Origin of the sequence: Bacillus sp. AFS040349, assembly GCF_002577655.1 — a bacterium.
Taxonomy (GTDB): Bacteria; Bacillota; Bacilli; order Bacillales; family Bacillaceae; genus Metabacillus.
This window is the reverse complement of record NZ_NUMC01000028.1, coordinates 34,326-59,216: the sequence shown is the minus strand read 5'-3', so window position 1 is coordinate 59,216 and position 24,891 is coordinate 34,326. Positions and strand designations below refer to the sequence as shown.

28 protein-coding genes are annotated in these 24,891 nt (G+C 35.9%); 4 read left to right on the top strand and 24 right to left on the bottom strand.

The features are described from left to right. The first annotated feature begins 121 nt into the window (after positions 1-121). On the top strand, positions 122-361 hold the full coding sequence (locus tag COD11_RS07015; protein ID WP_098796046.1) for a DUF2627 domain-containing protein: 240 nt from the start codon (positions 122-124) through the stop codon (positions 359-361). Positions 362-408: 47 nt separating this feature from the next. On the opposite strand, the gene COD11_RS07010 is transcribed toward COD11_RS07015, so the two are convergent. Next, a complete protein-coding gene (locus tag COD11_RS07010) occupies positions 409-1,140 on the bottom strand; it encodes a glycerophosphodiester phosphodiesterase (RefSeq protein WP_098796045.1) in 732 nt (243 codons plus the stop codon). A 62-nt stretch (positions 1,141-1,202) separates the two neighbouring features. On the opposite strand from COD11_RS07010, the gene COD11_RS07005 reads away from it, so the two are divergent. The 3 genes from COD11_RS07005 (at position 1,203) to COD11_RS06995 (ending at position 3,149) form a co-directional block, all read left to right on the top strand. Beyond that, positions 1,203-1,349 carry a YycC family protein gene (locus COD11_RS07005; RefSeq protein WP_098796044.1) on the top strand — a complete coding sequence of 49 codons (147 nt, stop codon included), beginning with the start codon at positions 1,203-1,205 and terminating at the stop codon, positions 1,347-1,349. Between the two features lie 220 nt (positions 1,350-1,569). Continuing rightward, on the top strand, positions 1,570-2,544 hold the full coding sequence (locus tag COD11_RS07000) for a ketoacyl-ACP synthase III (RefSeq protein ID WP_098796043.1): 975 nt from the start codon (positions 1,570-1,572) through the stop codon (positions 2,542-2,544). 86 nt (positions 2,545-2,630) lie between these two features. Then, positions 2,631-3,149: a ferritin family protein gene (locus tag COD11_RS06995; protein ID WP_098796042.1), complete on the top strand. Its 519-nt coding sequence runs from the start codon at positions 2,631-2,633 to the stop codon at positions 3,147-3,149. Between the two features lie 70 nt (positions 3,150-3,219). Here the strand turns inward: COD11_RS06995 and spo0A are convergent, their stop codons facing one another. The 23 genes from spo0A to COD11_RS06880 all read right to left on the bottom strand — a co-directional run bounded on the left by spo0A (position 3,220) and on the right by COD11_RS06880 (position 23,927). Next, positions 3,220-4,011 (bottom strand): sporulation transcription factor Spo0A, encoded by a 792-nt coding sequence (spo0A, locus tag COD11_RS06990; RefSeq protein ID WP_098796041.1) that lies wholly within the window; start codon positions 4,009-4,011, stop codon positions 3,220-3,222. Positions 4,012-4,316: 305 nt separating this feature from the next. Next, entirely contained in the window at positions 4,317-5,612 is a 1,296-nt protein-coding gene (gene spoIVB / locus COD11_RS06985) for a SpoIVB peptidase (protein WP_098796040.1), read from the bottom strand. A gap of 214 nt (positions 5,613-5,826) precedes the next feature. Further along, positions 5,827-7,527, bottom strand: a complete 1,701-nt coding sequence (gene recN, locus COD11_RS06980) for a DNA repair protein RecN (RefSeq protein WP_098796039.1) — start codon at positions 7,525-7,527, stop codon at positions 5,827-5,829. Positions 7,528-7,583: 56 nt separating this feature from the next. Next, positions 7,584-8,033: a transcriptional regulator AhrC/ArgR gene (gene ahrC, locus COD11_RS06975; protein WP_098796038.1), complete on the bottom strand. Its 450-nt coding sequence runs from the start codon at positions 8,031-8,033 to the stop codon at positions 7,584-7,586. Between the two features lie 234 nt (positions 8,034-8,267). Continuing rightward, positions 8,268-9,113 carry a TlyA family RNA methyltransferase gene (locus COD11_RS06970; RefSeq protein ID WP_098796037.1) on the bottom strand — a complete coding sequence of 282 codons (846 nt, stop codon included), beginning with the start codon at positions 9,111-9,113 and terminating at the stop codon, positions 8,268-8,270. Next, the gene (dxs, locus tag COD11_RS06965; protein WP_098796036.1) at positions 9,110-11,011 is read right to left on the bottom strand and encodes a 1-deoxy-D-xylulose-5-phosphate synthase; all 1,902 of its coding nucleotides are present in this window, start codon (positions 11,009-11,011) and stop codon (positions 9,110-9,112) included. Before dxs ends, COD11_RS06970 begins: the two co-directional genes overlap by 4 nt. A gap of 299 nt (positions 11,012-11,310) precedes the next feature. Further along, on the bottom strand, positions 11,311-12,195 hold the full coding sequence (locus COD11_RS06960; RefSeq protein ID WP_255301554.1) for a polyprenyl synthetase family protein: 885 nt from the start codon (positions 12,193-12,195) through the stop codon (positions 11,311-11,313). After that, on the bottom strand, positions 12,192-12,446 hold the full coding sequence (locus tag COD11_RS06955; RefSeq protein ID WP_098796035.1) for an exodeoxyribonuclease VII small subunit: 255 nt from the start codon (positions 12,444-12,446) through the stop codon (positions 12,192-12,194). The genes COD11_RS06960 and COD11_RS06955 overlap by 4 nt, the downstream gene beginning before the upstream one ends. Beyond that, positions 12,439-13,791: an exodeoxyribonuclease VII large subunit gene (gene xseA / locus COD11_RS06950; RefSeq protein ID WP_098796034.1), complete on the bottom strand. Its 1,353-nt coding sequence runs from the start codon at positions 13,789-13,791 to the stop codon at positions 12,439-12,441. The genes COD11_RS06955 and xseA overlap by 8 nt, the downstream gene beginning before the upstream one ends. A 95-nt stretch (positions 13,792-13,886) precedes the next feature. Beyond that, positions 13,887-14,744, bottom strand: a complete 858-nt coding sequence (gene folD / locus COD11_RS06945; protein ID WP_098796033.1) for a bifunctional methylenetetrahydrofolate dehydrogenase/methenyltetrahydrofolate cyclohydrolase FolD — start codon at positions 14,742-14,744, stop codon at positions 13,887-13,889. A gap of 27 nt (positions 14,745-14,771) precedes the next feature. After that, the gene (gene nusB, locus COD11_RS06940) at positions 14,772-15,164 is read right to left on the bottom strand and encodes a transcription antitermination factor NusB (protein ID WP_098796032.1); all 393 of its coding nucleotides are present in this window, start codon (positions 15,162-15,164) and stop codon (positions 14,772-14,774) included. Between the two features lie 428 nt (positions 15,165-15,592). Beyond that, positions 15,593-15,976: an Asp23/Gls24 family envelope stress response protein gene (locus COD11_RS06935; protein WP_098796077.1), complete on the bottom strand. Its 384-nt coding sequence runs from the start codon at positions 15,974-15,976 to the stop codon at positions 15,593-15,595. 49 nt (positions 15,977-16,025) lie between these two features. Next, positions 16,026-17,378 carry an acetyl-CoA carboxylase biotin carboxylase subunit gene (gene accC / locus COD11_RS06930; RefSeq protein ID WP_098796031.1) on the bottom strand — a complete coding sequence of 451 codons (1,353 nt, stop codon included), beginning with the start codon at positions 17,376-17,378 and terminating at the stop codon, positions 16,026-16,028. Between the two features lie 12 nt (positions 17,379-17,390). Beyond that, on the bottom strand, positions 17,391-17,888 hold the full coding sequence (gene accB, locus COD11_RS06925) for an acetyl-CoA carboxylase biotin carboxyl carrier protein (RefSeq protein WP_098796030.1): 498 nt from the start codon (positions 17,886-17,888) through the stop codon (positions 17,391-17,393). A 267-nt stretch (positions 17,889-18,155) separates the two neighbouring features. Continuing rightward, entirely contained in the window at positions 18,156-18,821 is a 666-nt protein-coding gene (locus COD11_RS06920; protein ID WP_098796029.1) for a SpoIIIAH-like family protein, read from the bottom strand. After that, positions 18,822-19,481: a stage III sporulation protein AG gene (gene spoIIIAG / locus COD11_RS06915; RefSeq protein ID WP_098796028.1), complete on the bottom strand. Its 660-nt coding sequence runs from the start codon at positions 19,479-19,481 to the stop codon at positions 18,822-18,824. After that, positions 19,471-20,124, bottom strand: coding sequence for a stage III sporulation protein AF (gene spoIIIAF, locus COD11_RS06910; protein WP_098796027.1), 654 nt, complete (start codon positions 20,122-20,124; stop codon positions 19,471-19,473). The genes spoIIIAG and spoIIIAF overlap by 11 nt, the downstream gene beginning before the upstream one ends. Before the next feature lie 14 nt (positions 20,125-20,138). After that, positions 20,139-21,344, bottom strand: a complete 1,206-nt coding sequence (gene spoIIIAE, locus COD11_RS06905; protein ID WP_098796026.1) for a stage III sporulation protein AE — start codon at positions 21,342-21,344, stop codon at positions 20,139-20,141. 133 nt (positions 21,345-21,477) lie between these two features. Next, positions 21,478-21,870, bottom strand: a complete 393-nt coding sequence (gene spoIIIAD / locus COD11_RS06900) for a stage III sporulation protein AD (protein WP_176551010.1) — start codon at positions 21,868-21,870, stop codon at positions 21,478-21,480. 14 nt (positions 21,871-21,884) lie between these two features. Beyond that, entirely contained in the window at positions 21,885-22,091 is a 207-nt protein-coding gene (gene spoIIIAC, locus COD11_RS06895; protein WP_026558844.1) for a stage III sporulation protein AC, read from the bottom strand. A 23-nt stretch (positions 22,092-22,114) separates the two neighbouring features. Beyond that, the gene (spoIIIAB, locus tag COD11_RS06890; protein WP_098796024.1) at positions 22,115-22,630 is read right to left on the bottom strand and encodes a stage III sporulation protein SpoIIIAB; all 516 of its coding nucleotides are present in this window, start codon (positions 22,628-22,630) and stop codon (positions 22,115-22,117) included. Beyond that, complete coding sequence (gene spoIIIAA / locus COD11_RS06885; protein ID WP_098796023.1) at positions 22,627-23,547, bottom strand: stage III sporulation protein AA; 921 nt, start codon at positions 23,545-23,547, stop codon at positions 22,627-22,629. The genes spoIIIAB and spoIIIAA overlap by 4 nt, the downstream gene beginning before the upstream one ends. A 98-nt stretch (positions 23,548-23,645) precedes the next feature. Next, a complete protein-coding gene (locus COD11_RS06880) occupies positions 23,646-23,927 on the bottom strand; it encodes a YqhV family protein (protein ID WP_098796022.1) in 282 nt (93 codons plus the stop codon). Positions 23,928-24,891 lie beyond the last annotated feature (964 nt).

The following is a 24,891-nucleotide window of genomic DNA, read 5'->3' as shown; positions in this document are numbered from 1 at the left end:
TAACCTATGTTGACATATTGCAATTTTTTGCATAGTTCTATTTTATCCTAAAAGAATACCACTTGACAAACCAGGCTTCGAAACAGACAATTATTTTGAGAATACGAAAGGACGAAGAATAATGTCGAGGATAATTGCATTAATCATTATGGTCATCCCAGGTATGTTAGCTGCCTATGGAATTAAGCTTATGAGAGATATGACATTTGGTATCCTACAACCTCCTATTCCTTTCTTGGCTCTACAATTTATCATCGGCTTAATTCTATTTTTAGGTGGACTAGCCTTTGTAGCAGGATTTATTTTTTATCGAGATCGTAAACGAAATAAAGTACAAAAACGGTTCAGTAAAAGAGAATAGGCATGATTTGAAAGGAATAAATAAAAAGAGTGAGCTGGTATAATAGCTCACTCTTCTTTGTTTATGTTTACTGCTTTCTCAGGAAAATCAGTTATAAACGCCGCACATCCATCATTAACTAAGTTTTTCATTACTTCTTCATCATTAACAGTAAATGGTCTTACATCGAGAAAGTTTAATCTTGCCTCATTAAGTATAAAAGAGTTGACTGCATAATAATGTGGATGAAGACCTTTAGCTCCGACTGTTTTTGCATAATCCCAAGGTTTATATAACCCTTCCATATAAAGAATAGCCGTTTCAATTTCAGCATCAATCTGCTTACAAGTAACTAAACTATAATGATTAAAAGAAGAGATGATCACACTCTTCTGCATATTATATTTATGTATTAATTCGATTGTTTTCTGTTCTAAATGTGGATACTGAATGATTCCATTTTTAAATTCAATATCAACTACAAAAGAATCTTGTAGCTGAGAAGCCCAATTTAACACCTCTTCAAGGGTTGGAATAGGTGTTTTTTTACTATATTGTTTGAATGTATAGCATGCATCAAGGTGAGAAAGTTGCTTTAAGGTTAAATCCTTTACGTAACCCGAACCATTTGTTGTTCGATCTACTGTTTCATCATGAATGACGACTAGCTCTCCATCTTTTGTCAATTGAACATCCAGCTCAATTCCGTTTGCCCCCGCTTGATGTGCTCCTTTAAATGAAAGCATCGTATTTTCCGGGTACGTTCCAGCTGCTCCTCTGTGACCAATAATTAATGTCATCTTGTTTACACCTTCATTTCATGTAAAATAATAGTTAACTATAAATAGGAGGGATGATTCTTATGAGACCATTACAAATCTCTGCAGACACTGCACAAAAGTTAGCCGCTTCGCTTAATGTCCCATTGGAACAAGTAATGCATATGCCACAGCATATTTTACTTGCTAAACTAGCAGAACTTAATAAAGAAGAAGAAGATCAGAATTAATTTAATACTCTCTTCTGCTATGCCCTTAAAACTTATCACAGACGATAAGTATTTAAGGGTTTTTTTCTACCCACGCTCATTGTACCATCCTCAACAGTAAAATTTATCAATTTTTTTATTCTACCTTTTTACCCACTTTCCTTTATTCTTTAATTTTTTAGTACCAAGTAATAATAATAGGTGTTATGATAAACTTATAAAATTTGATGAGGTGATATGAATGCGATCAAACGCCAGAATCACTGCTATTGGCACCTATGTCCCCACCAAAATCATGACAAATAATGATTTTGTTCAATTTATTGATACAAACGATGAATGGATTTCAAAACGAACAGGAATTAAGGAAAGACGCCTTGCTGCGGAAAATGAATTCACAAGCGACCTTTGTGTAAAAGCTGTTGAAGATTTAGTTATTCGGTATAACAAAGAAATCAGTGATGTTGACTTTATTATTGTTAGTACACTTTCACCAGATTTTTTAACACCAAGTGTTGCTTCATATGTTCAAGGTAGATTAGGTATTAGACAGGCAGGAGCTCTCGATTTAAATGCCGCATGTGCTGGTTTTACATACGCACTGCATATTGCTAACAGTTTACTATCAAGTGGGCTTCATAAAAAAATACTAGTAATTGGAGGGGAGACCTTATCAAAAATAACAGACTTTACAGATCGAACATCTTGCATTTTATTTGGTGACGGTGCAGGGGCTGTTTTGATGGAAGCCGACAGCGAAGGCCAATTTCTGGCATCAACTGTGAATTCTGAAGGAGAAAAAGGGCTCCATTTGTACGGTACACACCTCTCAACTACGATGTTCGATCAAGATCTTCAAGATAAAAAACAATTAGTACAAAACGGTAGAGAGGTTTATCGATGGGCTGTTACAACGGTCCCAAGCGGTATTAATACCTTGTTAGCTGATTCTAACTTAACTAAAGATGATATTGACTGGTTTATCCCACACAGTGCCAATTTGCGCATGATTGAATCAATATGTGAAAAAAGCGGATTCACAATTGATCAAACTTTATATAGTTTAGTTCATTACGGCAATACTTCTGCTGCCTCCATTCCATTAGCTCTCGATTTAGGCATAAAGGAAGGTAAAGTGAAAACAGGAGACACTTTATTACTTTACGGATTTGGCGGAGGATTATCACATTCCGGCCATATACTGACTTGGGGATAGACCATTTCCCTGCCCCGTTACATAAGATTTTAATCTTTAGTGAATAGTAAAATTAAATATAAACGATGCTAAAGGAGAATCACAACATGAAGCCGCGTATGATTTGCACCGTTTTATTTCTTTTTATAATGGTCTTTTCTCCTACCCATACAATTGGTAATGAATCTGTAAAATACGGAGCTCGAGAAGCTTTAGAAGACTCAAACATATCTCTGGCCGAGGCACTTTCTTATGCTCTTGAAGATAAATATTTAAAGCAAGCAAACTTTGATTATTCTATTGAAAAATACGGTAGTATCCGTCCTTTTGTTCAGATGAAAATCGAAGATCAACACCTGATTAGCACTTTACTACCGTTATTTAAAAAATATAATATTGACCTTCCAAAAGATAGAGCAAGACATTATATAAAAAAGGATACAGAAAGTCTCTATCAAGCGTTTCAAATACAAATAGTACGAGAAAAAAACGCTATAAAAATGTATAAAAAGTTCTTATCAATTCGAGAATTCCCGAAAGACATATTAGATACATTTCAAGAACAACTAATAGTTTCCCAAAAGCACTTAGAGGCCTTAGAACAAAATCTGATAAAATATAAGTGATTTTTTCTGTACACAAACATAAAAAAACTCCTTAGACACTTTGGTTTAAGGAGTTTTATCATTATATTTATTAGCTCGCTTTATGCTCCAAGCGAAGCTTATCAGCTACCATTGCAATAAATTCACTGTTTGTTGGTTTAGCTTTTGTCATGCTAACTGTATAGCCAAATAGAGATGAAATTGACTCTATGTTTCCACGGCTCCATGCCACTTCAATTGCGTGACGAATAGCACGTTCAACACGTGATGCAGTTGTGTTATATTTTTTTGCAATATCAGGATATAACACTTTTGTAATTGATCCTAATAATTCGATATCGTTATAAACCATAGAAATTGCTTCACGTAAGTATAAATAGCCTTTTATATGTGCAGGAACTCCAATTTCATGGATGATACTTGTAATGCTAGCATCTAAATTTTTACCTTTGGACTGTGGCTCAACAGCAGATCTCATTGAAGAATTAGCTCGTTTAATGATTGGTGCAGCATTTCCACTTACTTGACGGATGTGACTTGCTAAACCTTCCATATCAAACGGTTTTAAAATAAAGTAAGCAGCTCCAAGGTCAACCGCTTTCTTCGTTACATCTTCTTGTCCAAATGCTGTAAGCATAATTACATTTGGTTGCGGACGATCCATTTGTCTTAGTTTTTCTAAAACACCAAGACCATCTAAGTGTGGCATAATAATATCCAATACTAAAACATCCGGCTCCTTATCTTTTAACATATTTAAACATTCTTGACCATTATATGCAACACCAAGAACCTCAATATCATCTTGGCTTGATAAATATTCTTCTAATAAACCAACAAGTTCCCGATTATCGTCAACTATACAAACTTTAATTTTACCCACAAATACTTCCTCCTCAGTGTTGATTTGCCATTATATCTTATATCTATACATATGATTACATAAATCAATTCGACAATCCAGTAAAAATACCTTTATTTTTTTGAAAAAACTTTAAAAAATGGAGGATAACAAAGTTTTTCTTCAATTTACTCTATTTTTCGACTTAATACACCATTTGACAAATGAAATCCATGTTCACTTTGTCGAAAAATCTTTTCACCTTTATTTTACATAATTCCACGGACATTGAAAAGGGAAAAGATAAAAAACTGCCAAGAAAAGAGAATTTTCTTGACAGTTTCTTATTAGCTTGCTTTATCTTTTTCTTGATTTCCATAAATATCAATACCTGCTTCATTTAGCATCCATTCAATATGAACACCATATCCAGAGGTTGGATCATTAACAAATACGTGAGTAACGGCACCTATGACTTTTTCATTTTGGATAATCGGACTTCCGCTCATACCTTGAACAATACCACCTGTTTTATCCAATAATTCTTCATCTGTGATTTTAATGACCATTCCTTTAGTTGCTGGGAACTTTTGAGGAACAGAGCTAACGACTTCTACATCAAATTCCTCAACCTTGTCATTATCAACAACTGTTAGGATTTTTGCTGGACCTTCTTTGACTTCGTTAGATAAAGCAATTGGCATCGCCTTATCCATTATACCATTTGTAATATCTTGATTTAGTTCACCAAAGATACCAAAAGGACTATTACGTGTAATATTACCGATAATTTTGCGATCTCCTGAAAACCTAGCTAGTTTTTCACCTGGGTTTCCGTTACTACCCTTTTCAATTGAAGTAACAGTTGATCGAACGATTTGACCATTTTCAACAACAATTGGCTTTTTCGTATCCATATCAGAAATCACGTGACCCAATGCTCCATATTTCTTAGATTTTGGATCGTAAAATGTCATGGTTCCAATACCTGCTGCTGAGTCGCGAATATACAATCCTATTCGATATGAACGATCATTTTCGTCTTTTAGTGGATACAGTTTTGTTTTAACTTCTTGATCTTCTCTCGATAACACTAAATCAAGTGGCTTACCAGTATTACCGGCATCTTGAATAAATGGAGTAACATCGCTCATTTGCTCAATTTTCTTCCCATTTATCTTTGTAATAATGTCGCCTACTTCCACTCCAGCAATTTCACCTGGAGACTTCTTACCTTCTGCAGTATTAATTTGATGGTGTCCAACCACCAATACGCCAAGAGTATTCAGTTTTACACCAATTGACTGACCTCCAGGAATGACCTTGAAATCAGGTAACACTTTTACACCTGTTTTTTTCACCGGAAAGCCAGCAAGATCAAAAACAACTTCACCTTCTCCTGCTTTTTTCCCATGAACATCAAGTGTTTTACCATCCGTATTTTTCTGAACAGTAAACGCTGTCTCTGCATCTTGAGAAGCATTTACAGGTATCGAACGATTCACGCTCACATTTTGTGACTCAAATACCGTCATATTTTTAGGTATTTTAACGTATTCTTGAACTTCTTTCATAAAACCTAAACTCATTAATAAAACAAGGAGAAGTACACCAATTATTTTTCTGATTTTATCTGTCTGCAAAAACCTTCACTCTCCTCGCTCCTAACCCACACCATATCTTCTAATATGGCTACAGTTTTAATGTAGCCTTTTAAGGCCTTATTTATAACTGTAATAGATAGAAATTTAAAGGATTTGTTGTAAGAATTAACATCATTTTGAAAGCGAAAAAAGGCTTATCTTACCATAAATAAAAATCAAAAAAGCTGCCAACTTATATAGTGGCAGCTTTCACTTAACGTTTTGCCGAAGAAGCAAGTAACAGAAGTTCTTTTGCATGTTCCTTTGAAAGCTCTGTTACTTCCACCCCGGCAATCATTCGACCGATTTCTTTCACTTTCTCGTCTTCTACCAATGGCTTAACACTTGTTTTGGTTCGACCCGATTTTGTTTCTTTTGCAATATATAAGTGTGTATCAGCCATCGCAGCGACCTGTGGAAGATGTGTAATACATAGAACTTGAGAACCGTTAGAAACTCGGTAAATTTTTTCAGCAATAGCTTGAGCAACACGCCCACTAACACCTGTATCAACTTCATCAAATATAATTGAAGTAATTCCTTGGTGCTGTGAAAAAATACTCTTCATCGCAAGCATAATCCGTGAAAGTTCCCCACCTGATGCTGTTTTATTTAATGGTTTTAATGGCTCACCAGGGTTAGTCGAAATATAAAATTCAATTTCTTCTGCACCTGTAGAAGTATATCTTATCTCGTTAACATTGCTTCTTTTTTCTTTCATATTAACATCAAAGCTTGTTTTCTCCATATATAGCTCTTTAAGCTCTTGATGAATTTCATTAACTAACAACTTAGCATGCTTCTGCCTAATCATTGAAAGGTTTTTCGCCTCAATGGATAAATCTTCTGTAACTGATAGAAGCTCTTTTTGTAATTTAGTTAAATGGCTATCTTTATTTTGAATCGTATCAATTTCCTCTTCAATCTTAGCTGAATATGTCAAAATCTCTTCAACGGATTGACCATATTTTCTCTTTAAAGTGTTAATTTCATTCAATCTACCCTCAACGTAATTCAGTCGTCCAGGATCAAATTCAAGAGACTCCAATTCATTTCTTAGCTGATACGAGATGTCTTCCAACATATAAAAAGCGTTTGAAACGGTCTCTGAAAGTTCCTTTAATGTAGAATTAATTTGGCCCACATTCTCAAGCTGACTCATGGCAAGCCCTATCCAATCTAACCCCTTTTGTTCTCCATGAAGAGAATTATAGCCATTTTTTAGAGCGTCATATATCTTTTCATAGTTGGATATTTGATTTTTCTCTTCTTGTAATAGCTCGTCCTCTTTTGGCTGTAAATCCGCCTTTTCAATTTCGTCTAATTGAAATTGTAGTAAGTCAAGCCGATGCGCCATTTCCTGTTCATTTTCAGAAAGCTGGGTGATTTTCTTTTTAAGTCCATCATAATGTCGATAAACATCTAAATAAGCTTCTAGTGCATCTTTTACTTCTTGCCCACCATATTGATCTAGTAACGAAAGGTGATTTTCTTCGTTCATAAGCTCTTGATTATCATGCTGCCCGTGGATATCAACCAAAAGCTGACCAACTTCTCTTAAAACAGCAATAGTTACTAACTTTCCATTAATACGGCAAATACTTTTCCCCGTTGAAGACATGTCTCTTCTAAGAATAATCATTCCATCACTAACATCAATTCCGAACTCTTCACATCTTTGATAAACAGGATGGTTTGTACCATCTAATAAAAATAATGCCTCTAATTCTGCTCGTTTTTCTCCATACCGAACAAATTCAGAAGATCCTCTTGCTCCGGCTAATAAATGGATTGCATCAATGATTATTGACTTTCCAGCGCCGGTTTCACCAGTTAATACGGTTAGTCCTCTCTCAAAAGAAATGGTTAAAGATTCGATAATTGCAAAGTTTTTTATTGATAATTCCGCTAACAAACAGAATCACACCTCTTATAATAATAATAATTTCTGTTACTTTATTTCCTAAGGAATTAAAGCATATCTAAGAAACGTTGTGTGATTGTATCCGTGTCATTTGGAGTTCGACAAATGATTAGAATTGTATCATCACCACAAATCGTTCCTAAAACTTCATCCCAATCAAGGTTATCAATTAAAGCCCCGATAGCATTTGCATTTCCTGGTAAAGTTTTCATCACAAGCATATGCCCTGCAGAATCCACCTTAACAAACGCATCCATTAAGGCACGCTTTAGTTTTTGTAATGGATTGAACCTTTGGTCTGCAGGTAAGCTGTATTTATATCGTCCATCAAGCATTGGTACTTTAACTAAATGCAGCTCTTTTATGTCCCGAGAGACGGTTGCCTGGGTTACATTAAAGCCCATACCTTTTAATAAATCAACTAATTCATCTTGTGTTTCAATATCATTATTTGTAATTATTTCACGTATTTTTATATGTCTTTGTCCTTTATTCATATCAAGCACCCCTTTTGCATTGATGCAATTCTTCTTTTTTTGTATGTTTATACTCCTCATCTTATATTAAATCCTTGTAAATGTACAGATTTAATAAAAATGCTTTAGAAAAACTGCATAAATTAATACAAAATTGGATTATGTATTTCTTTGTTGATTATTGGCAATTGCATGAATATACAGACACTTCCTATAAAAACCAAATTGAAAAAAACAGGAAAATAGCTAGGGCTATTAATCCTGTTTATCACTTTGCCTTTTTTCTTTTAGTGTGGCATGTGCTTCTTCTACTACTTGTTTTGCTGATTTTTGAAAAGTATTTGTTCCTTTTTCCTGATTACCTTCCCATCTTATATGAAGAAGGAACTCAATATTTCCATCTCCTCCCGTTATCGGGGAAAATGAAAGGTTGAGAATGTCATACCCTTCCTTTAGGACGAATTCCATCATTTCTTTTAGAACATGCTCATGAACCTCTGGATCACGAACAATACCTTTTTTTCCTACAAATTCTTTTCCAGCCTCAAACTGAGGTTTTACAAGAGCAATAATATCACTTTCTGCACGTAAAATTGTTTTAAGAACAGGAAAAATAAGTCTTAAAGAAATAAATGAAACATCAATGGATGCAAACTCTGGCATTCCTTTTTCAAAATCAGCTGGAGTTACGTAGCGGAAATTTGTTCGCTCCATAACAACAACACGTTCATCTTGTCGAAGTTTCCAAGCTAATTGATTATACCCCACATCAAGTGCATAAGATAACTTTGCACCGTTTTGGAGGGCACAATCTGTAAATCCACCTGTCGATGAGCCGATATCAATCATAATTTTGTCACTAACATTAATATCAAATTCCTTTATTGCTTTTTCCAGTTTTAAGCCACCACGACTTACATAAGGAAGGGTTTGACCTTTTATTGTTAATACAACATCTCTTGATACTTTTTCACCGGGTTTTTCCAATCGTTCTTCATTACCATATATAAGACCTGCCATTATTGCACGCTTTGCTTTTTCTCTTGTATCAAACAAACCATTTTCTACAAGAAGGATATCTACTCTTTCTTTTTTACTCATGAGCGAAGTACCTTTTTTTCTTTTTTAGGAATCATAGTATCTAATTTGTTAACTACATGTTCAGTCGTCATCCCGATTTCCTCAAGAAGCTTAGATACACTTCCATGTTCAATAAATCGATCTGGAATACCGACTCTTGAAATAGCAGTTTGCGTATATTGATGTTCCTGAGCAAATTCAAGTACAGAACTTCCAAAACCACCTTGAAGAACAGCTTCTTCAATTGTCAAAATAGGGATTCCTTCAGCAAAAATTTCATGTAGCATTTCTTCATCTAAAGGTTTTATGAAACGTGCATTTACAACTCGAATTGATTTTCCTTGTTTCTCTAAGATTGCGGCAGCTTCCATTGCCATTTCAATTGTCGTGCCAAAAGTTAAGATAACAGCATCAGTACCTTGCTTTAGCACTTCCCAAGTTCCAATCGGAATCACCTTAAGCTCTTCGTCCATAGCTACACCTAAACCATTTCCTCGGGCATAACGTAGAGCAATCGGTCCATCATTATATTTAATCGCCGTATTAACTAGATGCTGACCCTCATTTTCATCTTTAGCCATCATTACGACAATGTTTGGAACATGTCGTAAAAAGGCAATGTCAAATACACCTTGATGTGTTTCACCATCAGCTCCAACTAAACCAGATCTGTCAATTCCGATGAACACATTTAAATTTTGACGACAAATATCATGCACTACCTGATCATAAGCTCGTTGTAAGAAAGTCGAGTAAATTGCTAAAAACGGCTTCATATTTTGCGTCGCCAGACCTGCTGCTACTGTAGCCGCATGCTGCTCAGCAATCCCAACATCAAACATCCGATCAGGAAATTCCTGAGCAAAAGCTTCTAATTTAGAACCAACAGGCATTGCGGGGGTAATAGCCACAATTCTCTCATCTTCACGTGCAAGTTTTTGAACAGTATCACTTACTAGCTTACTCCAGGCAGGACCAATTACTTTTGGTTTCACAAAGTCACCTGTTTCAATCTTATATGGACCTGTTCCGTGCCAGGTGCCGACTTTATCAGATTCTGCAGGTTGATACCCCTTACCCTTCTTAGTAATAACATGAAGCAAGACAGGACCTGACGTTTTTTTAGCATATTGAAGATTTTCGAATAAATCATCATAGTTATGTCCATCAACAGGACCTAAATAGGTAAAGCCTAGTTCTTCGAAGAAGACGCCTGAAACAAGCATATACTTTAAGCTATCTTTCACTCGTTCAGCTGTAGCGGCAAGCTTCCCACCTACTGCTGGTATTTTCTTTAATAAATATTCGAGCTCATCTTTCACCCAATGGTATTTCCCAGCTGTTCTAAGTCTTCCAAGAACATTATGAAGTGCACCAACATTTGGAGCAATTGACATTTCGTTATCATTTAAAACAACGATCATATCTTTTTGCTCATGTCCAATATGGTTTAGCGCCTCAAGGGCCATCCCACCTGTTAATGCACCGTCTCCAATAATAGGGATGATATGTTCTTTTGATTTTTTAATATCTCTTGCAATCACCATGCCCATTGCAGCTGAAAGTGATGTGGAGCTATGACCTGTTTCCCATACATCGTGTTCACTTTCGTCACGTTTTGGAAAGCCTGAAAGTCCTTTATATTGACGTAACGTATCAAAATCACCAGCTCGGCCAGTTAAGATTTTATGAACATAGGATTGATGGCCAACATCCCAAATAAATTTATCCTTAGGACTGTCAAACACTTTATGAAGGGCAATTGTTAACTCGACAACACCCAAATTAGGGCCGATATGCCCGCCTGTTTCAGATAATTTTTCTATTAGAAATTCACGAATTTCTGCACTAAGTTTTTCAAGTTCATTGTTAGATAATGTTTTTAAAAAGCTAGGGTCTTTAATGGATAGAAGATCCAAATGGATCACTCACTTTCAATTCAGTTTGATTCTCTAGTCGATTTCATTACTTCTATTATATTCTTGTCTATCTATTTTAACGTATATATCTAATATTTGAAAACGTTTTTAAGAATTCAATCATTCTCTGTCTTTGAAAATCGTAACGTTTTGCAAGCAAAAAAAACTTACCATAAAAATGCTATAATTACAATGATTTATGTATATAATTGACTTTTATTAAGCTTGAAAACGTTTAATCATTATGCAAAATAAAGATATCTAAAAAAAAACCGTTACCAAACGGAAACGGTTTTTAATCAATGATCTCTTTTGGCAATTAAGTCACACATTTGTTCTAATAATTCAGATGGAACAGACAGGCTTTTTATTAGTTGTTTTGCTTTTGTAATGTGATCCTCAAGCTTTGTTTTTGCTCCTTGCATCGTTAAGAGTGAAGGATATGTTGTTTTTTCATTAACCGTATCAGAGCCTACGGGCTTTCCTAGTTTATCTTGGTTTCCTTCTAGATCTAAAATATCATCTCGGATTTGGAACGCAATTCCAACATGATAGGAAAACTCTCGTAGCTTGTTAATATCTTCTTCTGGAGCTTCAGCTAATATAGCTCCAGCAATAATACTAAAAGCGAGTAGTTTTGCTGTTTTGTTTTCATGAATAGACTGAAGCTCTTCTATGCTTAACTTTTTTGCTTCGCCTTCCATGTCAGCAACTTGTCCACCAACCATTCCTTCTGCACCAGATGCTTTAACAAGTTCAGTTATTAGTCTAAGCTTCTGTTCAGCTGAACAAGTTGGATCGTTTGCAATTAGGGCAAAGCTTTGAGTTAATAATCCATCACCAGCTAGCACAGCTATTGCTTCACCAAATACTTTATGATTTGTTGGTTTTCCTCGTCTTAAATCGTCATCATCCATACAAGGTAAATCATCATGTATTAATGAATAAGTATGAATCATTTCGATTGCACAGGCAGTCGCCAAGCCTAGTTCTTCAGGTTTATTATATGTATGAAGCACAGCTAAAACTAAAATCGGTCGTAAGCGCTTCCCACCTGCTTCTAGCGAATAAATCATTGACTCTTGTAAAGATTTTGGTGTTTGAAGTTCTTTTATATATAAAGGAAGCGCCTCTTCAATCTTTTGTTTTCTAGTACTTAAAAAATCGTTTAACATATTGGTCACGATTTTTCTTCCTCCTGAAGCTCAAATGGCTTTAGCTCTCCATCTTCACGTAAAATAAAGTCCATTTGTTTTTCAACATGCTGAAGCTTATCATGACATAACTTTGAAAGTTCCATTCCTTTTTGAAAATATTCAATTGCTTTTTCTAAAGGAACATCACCCTCTTCAAGCTTACCAACAATTTCTTCTAACTGTTGCATTGCAGTTTCAAATGAAACTTCTTCATTTTTAGTTTGCTTTTCATCACTCATGTATTGTTCGCTCCTCTATCCCCTGAACTTGACAATCAATCTGACCATCTTTTAATTGTACTTTCAGTTTTTGCCCTGTTTTTATATCATCTACGCTTTTTATGAGCTTGTCATCTTGATAAACAAGACTATATCCACGATCCATAATCTTTAAAGGACTTAATGCATTTAGTTTAGCAAGTGTTCCTTGAAATTGCGACTGTTTATGTGTTATCAATGTACTCATTTCCCTGTTTAGCTTTTTAAGTAAAGCTTCATGCTCTAAATTCGATCTTTTTATTTGATCTTTTGGATGCACTTGGGCCAAACGGTTCTGCAAATACATATAGTTATCTCTTTTGCGATTGATTGTTCTTTGGCCTTCTTTTGATAATCGGTCCATCATTGTGTCTAGTTGCTGTTCTTTTTGTAGATAAAGCTGCTTTGGATAACGAAATGCATAAGAATTTCGGTAATGATTCAGCTTTTCTTTCTGAGAATTTACCTTCTCTTGTAAAGCTCGTTTGACCCTATTTTTCCGGTCTAACACACGATCAATCAAATCACTGGCGTGCGGAACAGCTTGCTCTGCTGCACCTGTCGGGGTTGGGGCTCGTAAATCTGCAACAAAGTCAGCAATTGTAAAGTCTGTTTCATGACCCACAGCAGAGATAATTGGCACATTTGAAGCAAAAATCTCTCTTGCCACAATTTCTTCATTAAAGGCCCAAAGCTCCTCTATAGAACCACCACCTCGTCCAACGATTAAAACGTCCAATGTTCCTAGTTTATTGGCAGTTTTAATGGCTTTTGCAACCGAAGCACCGGCTTGTACACCTTGAACAAGGGCTGGAATGAGGATTACTTTAGCTAGAGGGTAACGCCTGTTTATTGTTGTTAATATATCACGTATGGCCGCTCCAGTTGGTGAAGTTATGACTCCAACTTGATTCGGGTATTTTGGTATGGCTTTTTTATGTATTTCATCAAAAAGTCCTTCTTTTTGAAGCTTCTTCTTTAACTCCTCGTATGCTAGGTATAAGCTACCGATTCCGTCTGGCTGCATTTCCTTTACATAAACTTGATAGCCACCACTTTGTTCATAAACAGAAATTTCCCCACGCATTAATACCTTCATACCATTCTCTGGTCGAAACTTTAATGATTTATTTGCCCCAGCAAACATAACTGCTTGAATTCGTGCTTTTTCATCTTTTAGAGTAAAATACATATGGCCACGGCTATGTAAATTAAAGTTTGAGATTTCCCCCTTAATCCAAATGTCTGACAAGTGTGGGTCAACATCAAATTTACGTTTGATATATTTTGTTAAAGCTGTAACAGTTACATATTTTGGTTCATTCATTTGCCTGCCTCCTTCCCTTAACAAAAAAAATTGAAGGAAGGACAGAATATGAAGTTCCATTCTGCCCTTTTTTTGAATTTCTTATTATAAGTTACTTATTTCGTTTCTAGAAATTGCTTGGCAGATTGAACAGTGTTATGCGCAAGCATAGTAATTGTCATTGGACCTACTCCACCTGGAACAGGAGTTAGATAACTTGCAACTTCTTTAGCTTCGTCAAAAACAACGTCCCCTACTAATTTTCCGGTTTCAAGACGATTAACACCAACATCAATGACAACCGCACCTGGTTTAATTTGATCGCCTTTAATAAAATTAGCTCGTCCAACAGCAGCCACCAAAATATCTGCTTCCTTTGTATAGGAAGTTAAATCTTTTGTTTTTGAATGACAATAAGTTACTGTTGCATGTTCATTTAATAATAGTTGTCCAACAGGTTTTCCAACAATATTGCTTCTTCCAACAACAACCACGTTTTTGCCAGCCATTTCTACGCCGACCGATTTTATCATTTCTACAATACCAGCAGGTGTACATGGTAAAAATGTTTCTTGCCCTGTCATCATGCGACCGATATTAATTGGGTGGAAGCCATCAACATCTTTTTGAGGTGAAATTTTCTCTACAACAGCTGTTTCATTAATATGTACCGGAAGCGGAAGCTGAACTAAAATACCATGATATTCATCATTATTATTATAGCTTTCGATCACATCAAGCAGCTCATTTTCCGAAAGACTTTCAGGGAAATGTTCTAATTTAAACCCTACACCGATTTCCTCAGCAGCTTTTTGCTTTCCTCTAATATAAGAGAGTGATGCTGGATTGTCCCCTACTAAAATAACAACAAGTTTCGGTAGCAAGCCTTTTGCTTTAATTTGTTCTACCTCAACAGCCAACTCACTTCTTTTTGTTTTAGATAACTCTTTACCATCAATTATCGTTGCAGCCATTCCTTATTCCTCCTCAATTATCCCTAATTAAATCTCTAAATTTTGTTTAATTTTAGAAAGAACACCATTAACAAACTTGCTAGAATGATCATCCCCAAATGCTTTTGCAAGTTCCACTGCTTCATCAATTGTCACATTAGCAGGTACATCTTGTTCATATTTTAGCTCATAGGCAGCCATACGAAGAATGGTTTTATCAATGTTTGCCAAGCGATCAATTGTCCAATTTACAAGATGAGGACTTATTAGCTCATCAAGCTCTTTTTCATGCTCAATTGTTCCGAAAACAAGTTGATTCATAAATTCATTAGAACGTTCTTCATCTAAAGCATGTTCAATTGCTTCATTGGGATCTGTATTACTTACATTCACTTGAAAAAGCGCTTGAAGGGCCTTTTCTCTTGCTGTTCTTCGTTTCATCCTTTACTTGCTCCTTTAATGTTAAAAAATGTCGAATGTCATAATGTGATCATAACATATCTCACAAACATATTCATTCAGAAATCACCTGTTTTTTAGGAATTCCCGAATGAAAAGGCTTTTTTTATAAAAAACATTCGTTGTTTTAAATTTGATATTTTCTTTTCCTTACTGTTTTTAACTATAATCCTATTTGATTATGTAAAGCATTTAGATTGAAAAGAATATTGCCCTATTATCAATATAACCAGTCATAAAGATTCTATAATCACATGATACCTTTTCATGTAAGAAAAACCTGACTCAACCCCTAGTTATTTGTATATACAAACATCCAGTCAATCCTTCCATCTTATCATACAAAAAAAGAAACCAAAGGAAGGTCCTTTGGCTCACAGACATGTATATCTTTATTTAGAATTAGAGCATTACATTTCTTGGTCTACTTCTACTTCATTTGCTTTTGTCTCAAATTGAACACCAACAACATGAATGTTTACTTCATTCACTTCTAATGCGGTCATATTTAACAACGCTTGGCGGATATTGTCTTGAATTTTTTGGGCAACAGTTGGAATGGAAACTCCGAAGATCATGACGCAGTATACTTCGATAATAATTCCTTCCTCAGTTAAATCAACTTTTACACCTTTTCCGTGATTTTTCTTTCCCAGTCTCTCCACAACACCTGCAGCAAAATTACCACGCATTGATGCTACTCCTTCAATTTCCGAAGCCGCAATACCTGCAATGACTTCAATTACCTCAGGAGCAATCTCGACCTTACCTAAACCGTTGTTTTCAGGATTCATCTCTAAAACATTATTAGTATCTTTCAAGAATCAGCACCTCCGAGTAATTTTATGACTCCATAACCTTATGCAATTCTAGGAATTTCGTATTAAAATCTCCACTTATAAACTTTTCATGCTCAAGCAATCTTAAATGGAATGGAATGGTTGTTGAGATTCCCTCAATGACGAATTCGCTTAATGCACGCTTCATTCGAGAAATCGCTTCTTCTCTAGTTGCACCGTAAGTAATAAGCTTCGCAATCATTGAATCATAATACGGTGGAATAGAGTAACCAGGATACACCGCTGAGTCCACTCTAACACCCAACCCACCTGGCGGCAAGTACATCTGAATCTTACCAGGTGACGGCATGAAGTTCTTTTCAGGATTTTCTGCGTTAATACGACATTCTATTGACCACCCATTAAAAGTAACTTCTTCTTGTGTTACAGACAATTTTTCACCAGAAGCAACTTTAATTTGTTCTTTGATTAAGTCAATTCCAGTTACCATTTCTGTTACTGGGTGTTCCACTTGAATACGCGTATTCATTTCCATAAAGTAATACTTCTTATTCACATGGTCAAAAATAAACTCAACTGTTCCTGCTCCAGTATACGCAACAGCTTCTGCAGCTTTTACCGCTGCATCACCCATTTGTGCTCGAATTTCTTCAGTTAACGCAGGAGATGGTGTTTCTTCAATTAGCTTTTGAAGTCTTCTTTGGATAGAGCAATCACGCTCACCTAAGTGAATTGTGTTACCATGGCTATCTGCTAACACCTGGATTTCAACATGGCGGAAATCTTCAATGTATTTTTCAATATATACACCAGGATTCCCAAATGCTGTAGCAGCTTCTTGCTGAGTAATTTCGATGCCTTTTACTAAAGCTTGCTCATCTTGTGCAACACGAATCCCTTTTCCGCCACCACCAGCTGTAGCTTTAATTATAACAGGATATCCCATCTCATTTGCTAGTTTTTTGGCATCATCAATACTTTCAATAATTCCTCTTGAACCTGGTACAATCGGTACTCCAGCTTCACGCATTGTTTCGCGCGCAACATCTTTTGTTCCCATTTTTGAAATTGCTTCTGCGCTTGGTCCGATAAAAATGATGTTTACTTCTTTACAAAGCTCTGCAAAATCAGCATTTTCAGCTAAAAATCCATATCCAGGATGAATTGCGTCACTTTCAGTTAGTTTTGCTACACTAATAATATTCGTAAAGTTTAGGTAGCTGTCCTTTGAAGCGGTTGGTCCGATACAATATGCTTCATCTGCAAGCTGCACATGTAAAGCTTCACGGTCTGCTTCGGAAAATACAGCTACAGTTTCGATCTCAAGTTCTTTGCATGCACGAATAATTCGAACAGCTATTTCTCCTCGATTGGCAATTAGTATTTTCTTAATCATATTTTATGCTCCTTATTCAGGCTTAACTAAGAATAAAGGTTGACCATATTCAACTAGTTGTCCATTTTCAACCAGTATTTCAACGATCTCACCCTTTACTTCAGCTTCGATTTCATTAAAGAGTTTCATCGCTTCTACAATACATACTACAGAATCATTCGTCACCTTTGAACCAACTGATACATAATTTCCTGCTTCTGGTGAAGAAGCTGCATAGAATGTTCCTACCATTGGAGAAGTGATCTTATGTAAGTTTGATGTGTCTGCTTTAGGCTCTTCTGTTTTTGGTGCAGGAGCCTCTTGCACAGGCTGTTGAGTCGGGACAGGTTGTGATTGTGTTGACGCTGCTTCCACAGTTGGAGCTGCTACCACATTTCTTACAACTGTTTCAACTTCGTGTGATTGCTTTTTCATTTTTATTTTGGAACCATCTTGTTCGAATGTAAATTCATTAATAGAAGATTGATCAATTAATTTAATCATTTCTCTTATTTCTTGTATTTTTAGCATGCTTAGGCACCCCTTTAATTCATTGATCATGTAAATACATGATCTGCTAATTTATAATCTAGTACTAAAACTTAGTCCCATAATACCATCTTACAGTACATGTGAGAAGAAATTCAACAATAATTCTACCCATTTCTTTTCGTTTCTACCGGGAATAAGTAGATTTATTTTACTATTGTGCTATATTTTAGCGTTTCCAAAAACGGTACGAGACAAAAAAAGGTCAACCCTATTCTTTAGGGCTAACCTTTCTTGTTACTTTTTAGATTATTTATCTCTTACTGGCTGAAATGTCACGATAACATCTTCCATGTTTTCCATTTCATCTTTTACAAGTAGCATGATTTCATTTGCAGCTGTCTTGCTATGTTCTTCTGCTTTAATCGTAATTTTTACATCATTTCCTTCAGCACGTACTAAAGCATCTTCAAAACCTTTTGATTTGATTAAAGTTTCTAAAAGCATTTCTTTACGAGCTGCATCATTTAAAGCTTCCATTTCGTCATAAGCATCACTTTTTTCTTCCGCTGAGGCGTTATTGCTAGCTACAATAGCCTGCAATTGCTCTTTCATCTCATTACGTTGATCATCTAATTGCATACGTAAATCTGTAAATAACTCATCGCTAGAAACACTAGAGATTACTGTTCCATCTTCTAACTCTTCTGTTTGAATATCAGCTTCTTCTCCTGCCTCTGCACCTTCGCCTTCAGTTGCTTTACCCTCAGTTTTCTCACCTTCAGTTCCTTCTTCTTCTGCAGGTTGCTCTTCGGTAGCTTCTTCAGCTGTTGCATTTTCACTAACTTCTTGGTCTTCTCCTGTCATCACGATATTACTTGTTCCACCTTCAGGAGATGTTACATAATAAACTGATAATACCACCACTAAACTTAACATTGTTAATAACCAAACTGTTTGTTTTTTCAACATCATCTATTCATCCTCCTTCATTTTTTTCGATGCTACAGCTACACGATGGCTAGGTACTCCCAGCACCCGTGTCACTGACTCTACTATTGTTTTTTTTATATGAATGTTGTCAGCACCCTCAGCTACAATTAGAACCCCGCGGATTTCCGGCTTTTGTGTTTGAACAATAATTGGAGTCTCTTTTTCACCATCCTGGATGATAACAACTTGTTCATCAATTGATTGATCTTCCACTTCTCGTTTCCCACCTTCACGATCAGTTTCTGTTGTTTTTTGGCTTTGGGAAACGCTGTTTTTTTCAATTATTTTCTTTGCTGTTGAATCGACATTTACAACAACATGTACATTTCCTACACCTGAGATCGTTTCAAGCACTTCTTTTAATTGATTTTCATATTCAGCCTCATAATCAGAGATGGAGCCAGTCGTATCACCCTTTGCCTGTTTAAACACTTCTGTACTTTCAGCTTCCTCAGTACTAGATGTGACTGGTAGTGCATTTTGTACTGAATCCTCACTACCTGTGAAAAAATTACTAAACAGCATGAATGCTACGCCTAGCACGAATACGAGAATAAAATATTGATATTTTGATGGTTTTTTAGAATCTGACTGACCAAGCATTGACTTTAGCTTATCAATGAAGCTTTCTTTATTGCTCATTTAATGACTCCTCCCCCCTTTCCAAGTCAATTGAGATCTTTTCTTTTTCAACTTCCCAAATTTCAGCTAATGATGCTGTCATTTTTGCTAACTGAATTTCATCTACTTGTTCTTCATTTACTAATTCGTTTGTCGTATCAATGGATACAGGCTGAACAACTTCAACTGTCCCATCCGCTGCAACTTTTTTTGCTTCATTTGGCTTTAATATAACCTGAATATGCTGCAAGTCTTTTTGAGAATTGATTTCTTCTACTTGTTCGTTTTCGGAAAGGTGGATCGTATCAATCATGACATCATAACTTTGCACCAGCTCCTCTTCTGCCATCGTTTTCATTTGGACAGCCATTTGTTTTAAAATATATGCACGTTGTGAGGCTTGTATTTCTTTTTTCTGAAATTCTATTAAATTTTTTCCGTTTTCACCTTCTGAAGATGCTTGCAATCTGAATTCACTCAAAACCTCATTCTTATCAGCAGAAAATATTTTAAAGATTGGATTAATAATGACAATGATTAACAATAAACTGATGACCATCTTCGCATATTTCTGCATAGATGAATTTGGAAGAAGCAGGTCGATGACAACAGCCAGCAAAATAAACACGATAATATTGGTAATCCATTCTGTTAAAAATGACATCCTAGATTCCTCCTTTACCGCATCATCATCGTCAGATTTCCTGCAGCAATGATAACCGTTAAGCTCAAGAAAAACATAAGAGAAACGATTGCCAGTGCTGCAAAGATATAAATAACACTTTTACTAATAATATCTAAACAGGTGATAACCGGGCCTCCACCAAGCGGCTGAAGGATAGAAGCAGCAAATTTATAAATAAATGCTAGAGATAATACTTTAATCGCTGGAAATGCGGCAATAAATAAGAGAATCGCTACCCCGATTACACCAACTGTATTCTTTAATAAAACTGAGGCACTGATTACTGTATCAGTTGCATCAGTAAACATCCGGCCTAGTACTGGTATGAAATTCCCAGTGATAAACTTAGCTGTACGTATGGTGATTCCATCTGACACTGCTGCAGATGCCCCCTGGACAGATATTACGCCAAGAAAGATTGTTAGAAATGAAGCGAGTAATCCGATGCTTATATTCCTAAGTAGTCCAGCTAACTGAGTTACTTTATATTGATCTGTTAACGTACTAACAATACTTAATAAAGCCGATAAAAAAAGAAGCGGTAACACTACATTTTGTATTAATAGTCCACTAGTATTCATTAAGAAGATAATGACTGGATGGAAAAATGCCGCTGAAATAATTCCCCCTGATGAAGCCATTAAGGCTAATAGCAACGGTATCAGAGCTAATATAAAATTTGTCATTGATTCGATTGCGTTGGTTGTATATTCAATCGCAACATGAAAACTGTTGAGCGCAATTATAATTAACACCATGTATACCAAAGCATAAGCAACCTTACTAACGGTACTTTGATTAAAAGCATTTTGCAGCAACTGAAGCAGCATACTAAAAATGGTTAATAATATTAATGTGCCTAGCAGCTTTCCATTTGCAATTAATTCATGAAACAAAAACTTGAGAAATGCCTTCATCCATTCTTGAAAGGAAAGCTCTTTTTCTCCACTTAAAAATTGAAGTAAGCTTCCTTTCTGACTTTCTGGTAAAAACCCCCCGTATTCCGTCATCACCGCATCCCAATAGGTTTTAATATCGGTGACATCAAGTTTCTCAACTTGTTCATTTACAAATGTTTCTGCGTTCAATTCCATTTCCGGATTTTCCGTTTCTTGAGATGTTGTCGTGGAGGCTTGTACACTTATTGGGATCGCAAGAAAAATAGAAAGAAAAAGTAAGATATAAAGAAATGCTCTCATTCACACACCTCCACTTAAACATGTCAAATAGAATAATAATTGTAGTGATTGCTAGTTGATTCGTGGTTGTTTCATATTGTTGAGTGGTCAGAGATGGATTTTCAGGGCATTTTAACCTTATACGTCAATAAATTTAAGTTCCAGGTATCATCCCAAGGACTGTTTCAATAATGACAGTTAGAATTGGAATCGCCATTGTTAAAATAAGAATCTTCCCGCCCAATTCAATCTTAGAAGCGATGGCACCTTGTCCAGCATCTTTGGTTATCTGTGCACCAAATTCTGCGATATAAGCAATTCCAATGATTTTTAAAATGGTTTCCACATAAATGAGATTCACATTTGCATTAAATGCAATACGTTCTACCATACGGACGATTTCATACACTTGATCTATTAAAAATAGAAAAATAACACAGCCGACAAACACAACAAGCATAAAAGCGAAGGTCGGCTTTTGTTCTTTTACGATAAGTGCGAGAAAGGTAGCAATTAGCCCAAGTCCTACGATTTGTATAATTTCGATAGTTGCCGCCCCCCTTACCCTTGGAAAAGAAAGACAGATTTTATCTTCTTGAATAGATCATCTACAATGGATGCAACCATGAATAAGATATAAATAAAGCCAATGAGTGTAACCCATTGTGCGTATTCTTTTTTTCCCATTTGATCTAAAATTGTGTGGAGAAATGCAACGACGATTCCTATCCCGGCAATTTGAAAGATCGTGTTAATATCTACGCCCACCTAAAGACGACTCCCTTCCACTTCTACATCAATAAAATGACTAATAATAATCCTGATAAAACACCCAAGCTTTTCACCATTTTTTCATAGCGATTTTGACGGTCAATAGCATCTGCTTCTTCCCTTTCTAAATGAGAGAGCGCTAACTTTATATGCTTCTGCTGTGAAACACGATCATGCTGTCCTAAAGTTTCCCCAAATTGCTTTAGGACTTCGTACTCTCCTTGCTTAAACGCTGTAAAACGCCAAATTTCCTGCAGACTTTCCTCCCAAGCCCCTTTGACACTCGTATGACCCTTAACCAACTTCTTAGCAAACTGCTCAAAAAACCATGATAACGGCTTAGGCAGCTGCTTTGAGATATTTTGGGACGCAACAATAAGAGAGGTATGACCATACATAATTTCTGCTTCCAGTGATTGTAAAGCAACCTTAAGCTGCCTTAGTTGCCTCGTTCTTTGACTCAAGTGCTTTGCCGCTTCAAAACCCACCCAGGTTGTTGCAATGACAATGAGGATCGCACCTACCCATTTAATCATTTATGCAACACTTCCTTTTTTAGTAAGTGTTGACCATGATTGTTTACTATTTGTTGAACCGTTCCTGGGCCATCCCTTCTAGTCAGCTCTACATAACGATCAAAGACGTTGGCTTCGAATAACGCTTTTAAGCTTGGCCGATTCAACAACTCACTTGCACGATATCCATGTACCGTTACAAATAATTGAACACCCGCATGAACAGCCTCCATTACAGCTTCTGCATCCTCTAACGTACCAATTTCATCAACAACCAACACGTCAGGACTCATTGACCTGATCATCATCATCATTCCCTCAGCCTTTGGACAAGCATCAAGAACATCCACACGTTCACCTAATTGATGCTGCGGAACACCCTTTACACACCCGGCAATTTCCGATCTTTCATCAACAATTCCTACTTTTTTTGATTCAATTTGTTGATACCCATTACTAATTAAGCGAGCGAAATCTCTTAATAGAGTCGTTTTTCCTGTTTGAGGAGGGCCAATAATTAATGTATTCAACCATTTTTGTTGATAAAGATAGGGAATGTATTTCTCAGCGATACCTATCTTTTCTTTTGCAATTCGGATATTAAACGATGTTACATCACGAATGGCTTTGACTCGTCCATTTTCTGTAATGACTCGTCCAGATAAACCGACTCGATGTCCTCCTCGGACGGTTATATAACCCTTTTTTAATTCATCCTCTAATGTGTAAATGGAATAATGACTTAGCTCATTTAATAGATTGATTGAATCCTCATAGGTTGTGTTATAAGAAAGAAAGACAGGCTTTCCAGCAATAATCACTTCAACTCTTTTCATAACACGTATTCGGATTTCTTCTATTCGAGACAGACTTGCAGGGTGAAGTTTCACAAGTTCTTTGCTAATCGATTCCGGAAGCATTTCTATCATTTCCTTCATTTCGCTTCCTCCTATTAACCTATTCGTTACTCTAATGTATGCAGGCTTGACCATAATCATTACTTATTTACATAATGTTTTGTAGGAAGTAGACGCGTTCACTTATAAATTCCAAATAAGATAAAGAACACCCCAAGACCGATAAATAATAATTTGGCATAAGATAATTGATCAGCAATGTGAAAGATTCCAATCGTCATTGTTACAATAAAAATGACTGGACCTACAATTGCTAACAAAGAATTGATCGTAACAGCCTTCTTTACATCATTAAAGAGAAGCATTAATATCGCAGCTGTAAGTTCAATTGAAGCAGATAAAAACCTCAGTCCAGCCATTGTCATAACAGTAGAATCAATATGAGAGAATATTCGTTTCATGTTGTCCTCCTAAAACACAGTTTGTACAACATATGCTGCAAAGCGAAAAATTAGACAGAAAAAAATTCGGGCGGTGCCAGGCACCACCCGAATTTTCTTGATTCAGAATAAGAGGACAAGTGCCTCGTTCAGGCCCGACAAGTATAAGGTGATATAGAATAGAAGGTGTTCTTTGTCTTATATTCTAAATTGGCTTATGACCCTCGAGGGGCTAGGCACTGGAGCAGGATGTCGAGACGTTATCCACAATTAATGCAAATTTATAAATTCCTAAACGATAAAAAAAGAGATGCCTACGCTTAAAGGGTTCCGTTTTCTATCACAAAACGTCAATTTGCATAGGAAAATGCAAACCAAAAGGTAATCTCTTTGCACTATAAAATGAAGAGCAATTTGTAAAAACATTAAAAATAGCAAGGGTTTCATCTTGCTATTTTTAAAAATTATTAATTCTTTGTATTTCGTTTCTTCTTTGAGAAGGTATGATGAGAATAAGCGGAGAATTTCCTGTTATTGTGTATTGGGAAGCTTAAAAAGCAAGAATAAGCGGAGATATTCCGGTTAACTGCTCTAGATAAGGCAAAAACAAGAGATTTGGCTAAAATAAGCGGAAAATCTCCCCTTATTTTAAACGAAATATGGGCATTTGCCGATTTAGACGGAATTTTTCCGTTTAATTTTTATAATAACATTGAACTCCAACATTCAAGCCTAACCTATATCTTCCGTTTATCAATTTGCAATTTAAAAAATGAAATGTATTTTGCTGAGTTACACTTATTGTATGCCCACATTTTAATATCCAAATTGCACTACAAATTCTCCCAAAATAGTTATTGAAATCCCTTTAAATCAACAAAAATGACCTCCAAATTAAAATTCAATTTGAAGGTCATTTTGCATTGCATTTTTAATGTTTTCGATAGATTACGTAACCGTTAGCATACGCTGCAATCTTTTTCCA